Source organism: Borborobacter arsenicus, assembly GCF_003934165.1.
Lineage (GTDB): Bacteria > Pseudomonadota > Alphaproteobacteria > Rhizobiales > Rhizobiaceae > Pseudaminobacter > Pseudaminobacter arsenicus.
Map to the genome: position 1 here is coordinate 1 of NZ_RKST01000064.1, position 7,519 is coordinate 7,519.

Consider the following 7,519-nt stretch of genomic DNA (forward strand, 5'->3'; position numbering starts at 1 on the left):
ACTCAAAAGGGGCGTCGTGCGCGTCAACGCGAAGCATCGTTTCGTCGTCCGCTCCGTGGCGGCCGCCTTCGACGCATATCTTCCGCAGTCGCCACGCCCACACGCCAAAGCTAGCTGAACTGCCTTTGCCCAGAGGGCGCAATCACTGGCTCATCTGGGCAGACAGCCCATATGCAATCCGGGACACTTGAGCGCCATCGGGCGCTCGCGCCCGGCAAATTCCACAAGCCGAGCGACACTGCTGACGGAGACGGTATTCTGGTTGGTCCTCAAGCCTAGGGCGTGCAGCCTCTGGAATGCGCGTGAAAGCCCTTCAGGTTTCATGCCCAGCCGCCCTGCGATCAGCGGCTTCTCGTGAGACCGTGTGACGATGCATGCGCCTCCAGCATTGGCGCAAGTTCAACGAGAAAACTTGCCAGTCTTTGCGGACCAGTGCGTGTCTTCAACTCCTCGATCTGATCGACAAGCTTCTTGAGGTGGGGCGAAGTCGCGAGCGCAATAGAACAGAATTCCTCAGCATTCATGAAGTTTGCTTGACTTGGGTCAAATGTCTCGAGGCGCATGTCTGATAAATACATCCAGAAGTCTCTTTTGGAGAAATGTGATGGACGACCGCCCGGAATCAGAACCACGCCAGGAGAGAGTCCCCGCCATGCAGCAGCTTTTGGACAACCCATTCCTGCTGCTTTTCATCGGGATCACCATTCCTACCATCCTCTACATCGTCTGGGGCGTCATGGAGATCGCTTCCATTCCGGTCGCGCCCTGATCATCATCGGAGGATTGAGACATGGCAATCTCCCCGCCCCAAAACCGGCTTTGGTGGAATGAGCCGATCGAGCGTGTCGAAATCGGCTGGGTCGTCGTTGCCTTCCTCTGGGGGCTGTTCATGTTCTTCTTCATGATCGCCTGGCACTTCATCGGCGGGCAGAACCTGTCCACCGAGACCTACCGGATCACTCCGGCCGCCTATGAGCAGAAGGTCGCCACCTTTGCCGAGAAATACCAGGTCAGCGAAGAGTCCGGCGTACCGGTGGTGCGCCCGCCGGTTGGCGAGGATGTCTTCATTCTTGCAAGGCTCTGGGAATGGTGGCCGCTGCTTGAACTGAAGAAGGGGCAGAGCTACCGCATCCACCTGTCGTCGATCGACTGGCAGCACGGCTTTTCTCTGCAGCCGGTCAACATCAACATTTCCGTCCACCCCGGTTACGAGCAGATCATTACGCTGACTCCGACCGAGGCGGGCGATTTTGGCATTGCCTGCAACGAATATTGCGGCATCGGGCATCATATGATGACCGGCCGCATCCGCGTGGTCGAATAGGTAAATCGGAGAGGACCATGACCGCGATAGACGTCTCCCATTCCGGATTGGCGGCGGCCAGGGCAGCTTTTCGTACCTGCCGCTTCACCGGGCTCAAGGTCGACATCGCCGCCCAAAGGCTGATCATGGCGAATGCGGTGGCGGCCGTTGTGTTCCTCGCCGTCGGCGGCCTGATGGGACTGCTGGTGGCGCTGACCCGCTGGCCGGCGGTGCACCTGCTGCCCTCGGAGTGGTTCTATCTCGTGCTCACCGGGCACGGCGCCAACGTGCTCCTATTCTGGATCATCTTCTTCGAAATCGCGATCCTCTATTTTGCCTCCGCTGTGCTGCTTGGCTCGCGCATTGCCACACCGAAGATCGCCTGGGCCGCCTTCGTGCTGATGGTGGCGGGAGCCATCATGACGAACGTCGCCGTCTTCCAGGGCGATTCCAGCGTCATGTTCACCTCCTATCCGCCGATGCAGGCTTCACCCCATTTCTATCTCGGCCTGATCATATTCGCGGTCGGGGCACTGATCGGCGTCGGCATCTTCTTCGCCACGCTGGTGGTCGCCCATGGCGAGCGCACCTATGAGGGATCGATTCCGCTCGTGACCTTCGGTGCGCTGACGGCGGCGATCATCGCCGTCTTCACGCTCGCCTCGGGCGCCATCATCCTCGTGCCCACCTGGCTGTGGTCGCTGGGCCTTGTCGCCGAGATCGATCCCTTGATGTACAAGGTCGTGTGGTGGGGGATGGGCCATTCCTCCCAGCAGATCAACGTCGCCGCGCATGTGTCGGTGTGGTACGCGATCGGCGCGCTCACCATCGGCGCCAAGCCGCTGTCGGAGAAGGTGAGCCGCACGGCCTTCCTGCTCTACATCTTGTTCCTCCAGCTTGCCTCGGCGCACCACCTGCTCGCCGATCCGGGTATGAGCGCCACCTGGAAGATCGTCAACACCTCCTACCTGATGTATCTGGCCGTGCTCGGGTCGCTGATCCACGGCCTCACCGTGCCCGGCGCGCTGGAAGCAGCGCAGCGGCGCAACGGCTACACCAAGGGCGCCTTCGAATGGCTGCGCAAGGCGCCGTGGGGCAACCCCGCCTTCTCCGGCATGTTCCTGTCGCTCGTAATGTTCGGCTTCATCGGCGGCATCTCCGGCGTGGTGCTCGGCACCGAGCAGCTCAACCTGCTCATGCACAACACCATCTACGTGCCGGGCCATTTCCACGGCACGGTGGTGGCCGGCACCACGCTCGCCTTCATGGCCATGACCTACTACGTGCTGCCGCTCATCTTCCAGCGCGACGTCATCTGGCCGAAGCTCGCGCGCTGGCAACCCTATCTGTTCGGCATGGGTGCCGGCGGCATCTCACTGTTCATGATGGGGGCGGGCACGCTGGGCGTGCCGCGCCGGCACTGGGACATCACGCTGACCGATGCGATGCACCCATTCGACCTGCCTTCCGGCGGCTTCCTGATGATGGGGCTGAACGGGCTTGCGGCGGTGATCGCGGCGGCCGGCGGCATCCTCTACATCCTGATTACGGTCGGCACCGTGCTGTGGGGCAAGCGCCTCGACAAGGGCGAAGCGCCGCTGACCTTCCCGCTGCACAAGCAGGCGGCAACCGTCGCCGAATATGGCAGCCATGCGACGGTGAAGTTGCCCGGCACCATAATCCTGGTCTCGGTCTTCTTCCTGTCCTTCGTGCTCTACTACTTCGTCAACTGGAAGTACCTGTCGGAAATCTGGCTGCTGCGCTGACGGGACCCGGAGGAACAAGCGATGCTCGCCGCCGCACGGATCGTCGTCACTCTGCTGAAGCTCAGGATCGGCGTGGCAATAGCAGCTAGCGCGCTTGCCGGTCTTGCCGCCGCCAGCGGCGAGCCCGTGTCGGCCGGCCGGATCGCCGCGCTCACTCTTGCGGTGCTGGGCGCGGCAGGGGCGGCAGCGGCGTTCAACCACTATTACGAGCGCGATAGCGACCGGCTGATGACGCGCACGTCGGGGCGCCCCTTTGCCAGCGGGCAGCTCAAGCCCGGGCCGGCCTGGCCGGTGACGTTTTCCGCGCTGCTCGGCGCCTCGATCCTGCTTGCGTGGGCGTCGGCCGGCACGGTTGCTGCGCTGTATGTGTTTCTTGGCGCTATCACCTACGGCCTTGTCTACACCGTGTGGCTGAAGCGACGGACGGCGTGGAACATCGTCATCGGCGGGCTTGCCGGTTCGTTTGCTGTGCTCGCCGGCGCCGCCGCCATCGACCCGCAGCCGCAATGGGTGCCAGGCATCCTTGCCGTCGTGCTGTTTCTGTGGACGCCGCCTCATTTCTGGAGCCTCGCCGCGGCGAAGGCCGACGACTATGCCGCCGCCGGCGTGCCTATGCTGCCGGTAGTAGCGTCCGAGCGTGAATGGACGCTTGCCATCCTGAGCTATACCGCCGCGCTTGCCGCGTTGTCACTTGCGCCGATCTTCTTCGGTATGGGCTGGATATACGGAGTGTTTGCAGCGGGCGGCGGGGGCTGGTTCTTGTGGAAAAGCTGGCAGCTTCACCACGCTCCGTCCCGCAAGGCGGCTATGGCAAACTTCCTCGCCTCGCGGGTGCAGCTCCTGCTGCTGGTCGTCGGCATCTTCCTGTCTGCGCTTGTGGGGTGAATGCAATGACCCTGAGCGCGGTGGGTATTGTGAGCCTGCTTCTTGCTCTGGCCGTGTCCACTTCCCCTGCAGCGGCCGGTCGCGTCGACCCGACCGAGGCGCTTGAAAGGAGCGAGGCGGCAATCGGTGGTGCGACCAGCGACCACCGCCTGCTGCGTTCGGACGGCAGCATGATGATGCTGTCTGATCTGAGGGGCCGCCCCTTGGTCGTCAGCCTGATCTATACGAGCTGCAGCGCAGTGTGCCCGACCGCAACCGAGACGTTGAAGGTCTCCGTCGCAAAGGCGCGCAAGGCGCTGGGTGGTGAGGCTTTCCAGGTGCTCACCCTTGGCTTCGATGCCCGCAACGACACGCCGCAGCGCATGCGAGCCTTCGCGATCGACCACAGCGTCAATGGCGATCCGCTGTGGCATGTGGCGAGCGCCACACCTGCCGTGTTGAACGCCCTGTTGGACGAGGTGGGCTTCAGCTATGCTGGTGCGGCCGGTGGCTTCGAGCACGTGACGCAGACGACGATCCTCGATCGCGATGGGCATGTCTACCGGCAGGTCTATGGCGATGACTTCCCGCTCCCTGTCTTCATCGAGCCACTGAAGGAACTGGTTTTCGGTACCACCGCCGCCGCCTTTACGCCGCAGGCGCTGGCCGACAGACTGCGCTTCCTGTGCACCGTTTATGACCCAAAATCAGGCCGCTACCGCACCGATTACGGCCTCTATATGGGGATGGGGGCCGGTGCGCTGTCGCTGGTGCTAATGGCGTGGGTGATTGTGCGCCTATGGCTCGCCAACCGCCGGGCCGAACGGGCGAGGGTTTGACCATGGCGGGGGTGGGCGGGCGCCGTAGAACGAATGATTGGCCGGTGCTACGTCACGCGAAGAAAGGCCTGCGCCGCATCTTCGATCTTTCTGAACGGGGCGCAGAGCGGCTGTTTTCGCCGGTGCTTAATCCGCTGGCGCAACTCGGCGCGCTGTCCTTCTTCCTATTTTGGGTGGTAGCGGTTAGCGGAATCTACCTTTTTATCTTCTTTGATACAGGCATCGTCGACGCCTATTCCTCCGTCGAATGGATCAGCGGCCAACATTGGTACCATGCCGGGGTAATGCGCAGCTTCCACCGCTATGCTTCGGATCTGATGGTGGTGAGTGTGGCTATTCATCTGCTCAGGGAATTCTCGCTCGATCGCTATCGCGGCACGCGCTGGTTTTCCTGGGTCACCGGCATCCCGCTGATCTGGTTCCTCTACATCTCGGGCATAACCGGCTACTGGTTGGTGTGGGACATGCTGGCGCAATATGTGGCAGTGGTCTCGGCAAAGCTGCTCGACGTCTTTCCGGTCTTCGGCGAGCCGCTGGCACGCAACTTCCTGACGCCGCAGCATCTGAGCAGCCGTTTCTTCTCGCTGCTGGTGTTCCTGCACATCGCCGTGCCACTCATTCTGCTCCTCGGTATGTGGATCCACACCCAGCGCATCTCCCGGCCGAAGGTGAATCCACCGAGGTTGCTGGCTGCGCTGATGCTTTCGGCGCTGCTTGGTGTGTCGCTGTGGAAGCCGACGCTGAGCCAGGGGCCGGCCGACCTAACGCACGTTCCCGCCGAAGTCGGGCTCGACTGGTTATTCCTGCCGCTCTACCCGTTGGCGGAAGCCTGGGGTGAATGGAGCCTGTGGGGGCTGCTTGTGGGCGTGTCGGTTATGCTTGCCGCCATGCCGTGGCTGCCGCCCTTCCGGCGAGCGCCGGTCGCGAAAGTCGATTTGCCCAACTGCAACGGCTGCAACCGTTGCGTAGAGGATTGTCCCTATGAAGCGATCCGGCTGGTGCCGCGTACCGACGGCGAGCCGTTCCCGCACCAAGCGGAGGTGAACGCCAATCTTTGCGTTTCCTGTGGGATATGCATGGGGGCCTGCCCCTCGTCGACGCCGTTCCGCCGCCAGCAGGACCTGAAGACCGGCATCGACCTGACCGGCCAGCCGCTTCGCGACGTGCGTGAGAGCGTGGTGGCCGCCTCGGCCGAGTTGAAGGGGACCCGTCGGGTGCTGGTGCTTGCCTGCGAGCATGGAGCCGGCGGCGGCGATCTCGGCGGAGTGGTCACATTCCCCTGCGTGGCGATGGTGCCGCCCTCGCTGATCGACTTCATCCTGAGCAAGGACCTTGCCGAGGGCGTGGTGGCAGCGGGGTGCAGCGAAAGCACCTGCTACAATCGGCTCGGCGGAGAATGGACGAAGCAGCGCTTCGCGGGTGAGCGCGATCCCTATCTTCGCAAGCGTGTCGAGCGCGAGCGGCTCGCCACTATTTGGGCCTCGCCCTTCGAGAGCAGGCGTTACGAGGCGGAGAAGGCAGCGTTTGCCGCCCGGCTCGAAACTCTGGAAAAGGCAGCACAGAGAGCGGCGACAGAAGGAGAAAGTGATACCCGCCTGGAGGTGGAGGCATGAAGGAGGCGCTCAAGATGCCCCTGCGCTTCGCCGTGTTGGCGCTCATATTCATGGGCGTGGCGGCCCTGTCGAATCGTCCTCTCTATCGCAGCCTGCCTGAAGGCACCGGCATGCTGACACTGTCTTTCAGCCACGGTGCTGACCGCCGCGCCGCCTGTCGCAAGGCAACGCCGGAGGAACTGGCGAAGCTGCCGCCCAATATGCGCCGGCCGGAGATCTGTCCGCGCGACCGGCCGCCGATCCGGGTCGAATTCGACATCGACGGCAAGCGGATGTTCGAGGCTGAGGTGCCCCCTTCCGGTATCGCAAGTGACGGGCCTTCGCGTGTGCATCAGCGCTTCGTGCTGCCCGCCGGAGAATACGAAATCGCCGTGCGCATGAGCGAGCGGCCGGACGGGGATTTTACCTGGCATGAGGAGAGGACCATCCGGATCGATCCCTCGAATAGTCGCGTGATCGATTTTCGCGCCAATGCCGGCGGCTTCGTGTTTCATTGAATGGAGGAGCGTCCCATGACCTTGATCGAATGGAAGAGCCACTACAGCGTCGGCGTCGAGGCGGTCGACCATGAGCACCGGGAGTTGATCGACCTCATCAACGAACTCCACGAAAGCCTGGTCGCTGATGCTGCGCAACCCGATGTAACGGCGTTCCTGGGTGAGATTTTTCGTGGCATCTCGGCGCATTTCGCGCTTGAAGAAAGGTTCATGCGCGAGCATGGCTACGATCAATTCGACGAGCACAAGCAGGCTCACGAGCAGCTTCTCGAAAACATTCGTGACATCATGGACGGCTACGATGCCGATCCCGAGGGATCGTCGCGCCAGCTGTCACGGCGCCTGGACGCTTGGTTCACGCTGCATTTCAAGACGCATGATGCGCGCCTGCATCACAGGCTAGGTGTGCATGGTCATAGGTGACGCGGCGGACGCTTGCCGCCGCCTGGTTATCTACTGCAACGTTGAAAAAAAGCGGGCCGGATGTCTTGATGTCGGTTAACGCTTTTCGGCCCAGTGTGAGAACTGATGCGGGAATGAAAATCGGGAAACTGTCAGAACTCGACGACAATTCGGTTGTGACGGCGGACCTCGTGATTGTCGGGGGTGGCCCCGCGGGTCTGACAATTGCAGCGCA

General features: G+C 62.5%; 7 protein-coding genes. All 7 read left to right on the plus strand.

Features of this window, described 5'->3' with window-relative positions:
• Positions 1-790 precede the first annotated feature (790 nt).
• From EET67_RS24695 to EET67_RS24725, 7 genes are read left to right on the plus strand one after another with little or no spacing between them, the layout of a single operon-like run.
• On the plus strand, positions 791-1,324 hold the full coding sequence (locus tag EET67_RS24695; RefSeq protein WP_128628827.1) for a cupredoxin domain-containing protein: 534 nt from the start codon (positions 791-793) through the stop codon (positions 1,322-1,324).
• Positions 1,325-1,341: 17 nt separating this feature from the next.
• Positions 1,342-3,069: a cbb3-type cytochrome c oxidase subunit I gene (locus EET67_RS24700; protein WP_128628828.1), complete on the plus strand. Its 1,728-nt coding sequence runs from the start codon at positions 1,342-1,344 to the stop codon at positions 3,067-3,069.
• 21 nt (positions 3,070-3,090) lie between these two features.
• Positions 3,091-3,954 (plus strand): heme o synthase, encoded by an 864-nt coding sequence (gene cyoE, locus EET67_RS24705; RefSeq protein WP_128628829.1) that lies wholly within the window; start codon positions 3,091-3,093, stop codon positions 3,952-3,954.
• A 5-nt stretch (positions 3,955-3,959) separates the two neighbouring features.
• Positions 3,960-4,772 (plus strand): SCO family protein, encoded by an 813-nt coding sequence (locus EET67_RS24710; RefSeq protein WP_128628830.1) that lies wholly within the window; start codon positions 3,960-3,962, stop codon positions 4,770-4,772.
• 44 nt (positions 4,773-4,816) lie between these two features.
• Positions 4,817-6,385, plus strand: a complete 1,569-nt coding sequence (locus tag EET67_RS24715) for a cytochrome b N-terminal domain-containing protein (RefSeq protein WP_245451236.1) — start codon at positions 4,817-4,819, stop codon at positions 6,383-6,385.
• Positions 6,382-6,882, plus strand: coding sequence for a hypothetical protein (locus tag EET67_RS24720; RefSeq protein WP_128628832.1), 501 nt, complete (start codon positions 6,382-6,384; stop codon positions 6,880-6,882). The genes EET67_RS24715 and EET67_RS24720 overlap by 4 nt, the downstream gene beginning before the upstream one ends.
• Before the next feature lie 15 nt (positions 6,883-6,897).
• Positions 6,898-7,305 (plus strand): bacteriohemerythrin, encoded by a 408-nt coding sequence (locus EET67_RS24725; protein ID WP_128628833.1) that lies wholly within the window; start codon positions 6,898-6,900, stop codon positions 7,303-7,305.
• Positions 7,306-7,519 lie beyond the last annotated feature (214 nt).

Coding starts and splice junctions, on each gene's coding strand:
- cyoE (WP_128628829.1), top strand. CDS start 3,091: ATGCTCGCCGCCGCACGGATCGTCGTCACTCTGCTGAAGCTCAGGATC.
- EET67_RS24700 (WP_128628828.1), top strand. CDS start 1,342: ATGACCGCGATAGACGTCTCCCATTCCGGATTGGCGGCGGCCAGGGCA.
- EET67_RS24720 (WP_128628832.1), top strand. CDS start 6,382: ATGAAGGAGGCGCTCAAGATGCCCCTGCGCTTCGCCGTGTTGGCGCTC.
- EET67_RS24725 (WP_128628833.1), top strand. CDS start 6,898: ATGACCTTGATCGAATGGAAGAGCCACTACAGCGTCGGCGTCGAGGCG.
- EET67_RS24695 (WP_128628827.1), top strand. CDS start 791: ATGGCAATCTCCCCGCCCCAAAACCGGCTTTGGTGGAATGAGCCGATC.
- EET67_RS24710 (WP_128628830.1), top strand. CDS start 3,960: ATGACCCTGAGCGCGGTGGGTATTGTGAGCCTGCTTCTTGCTCTGGCC.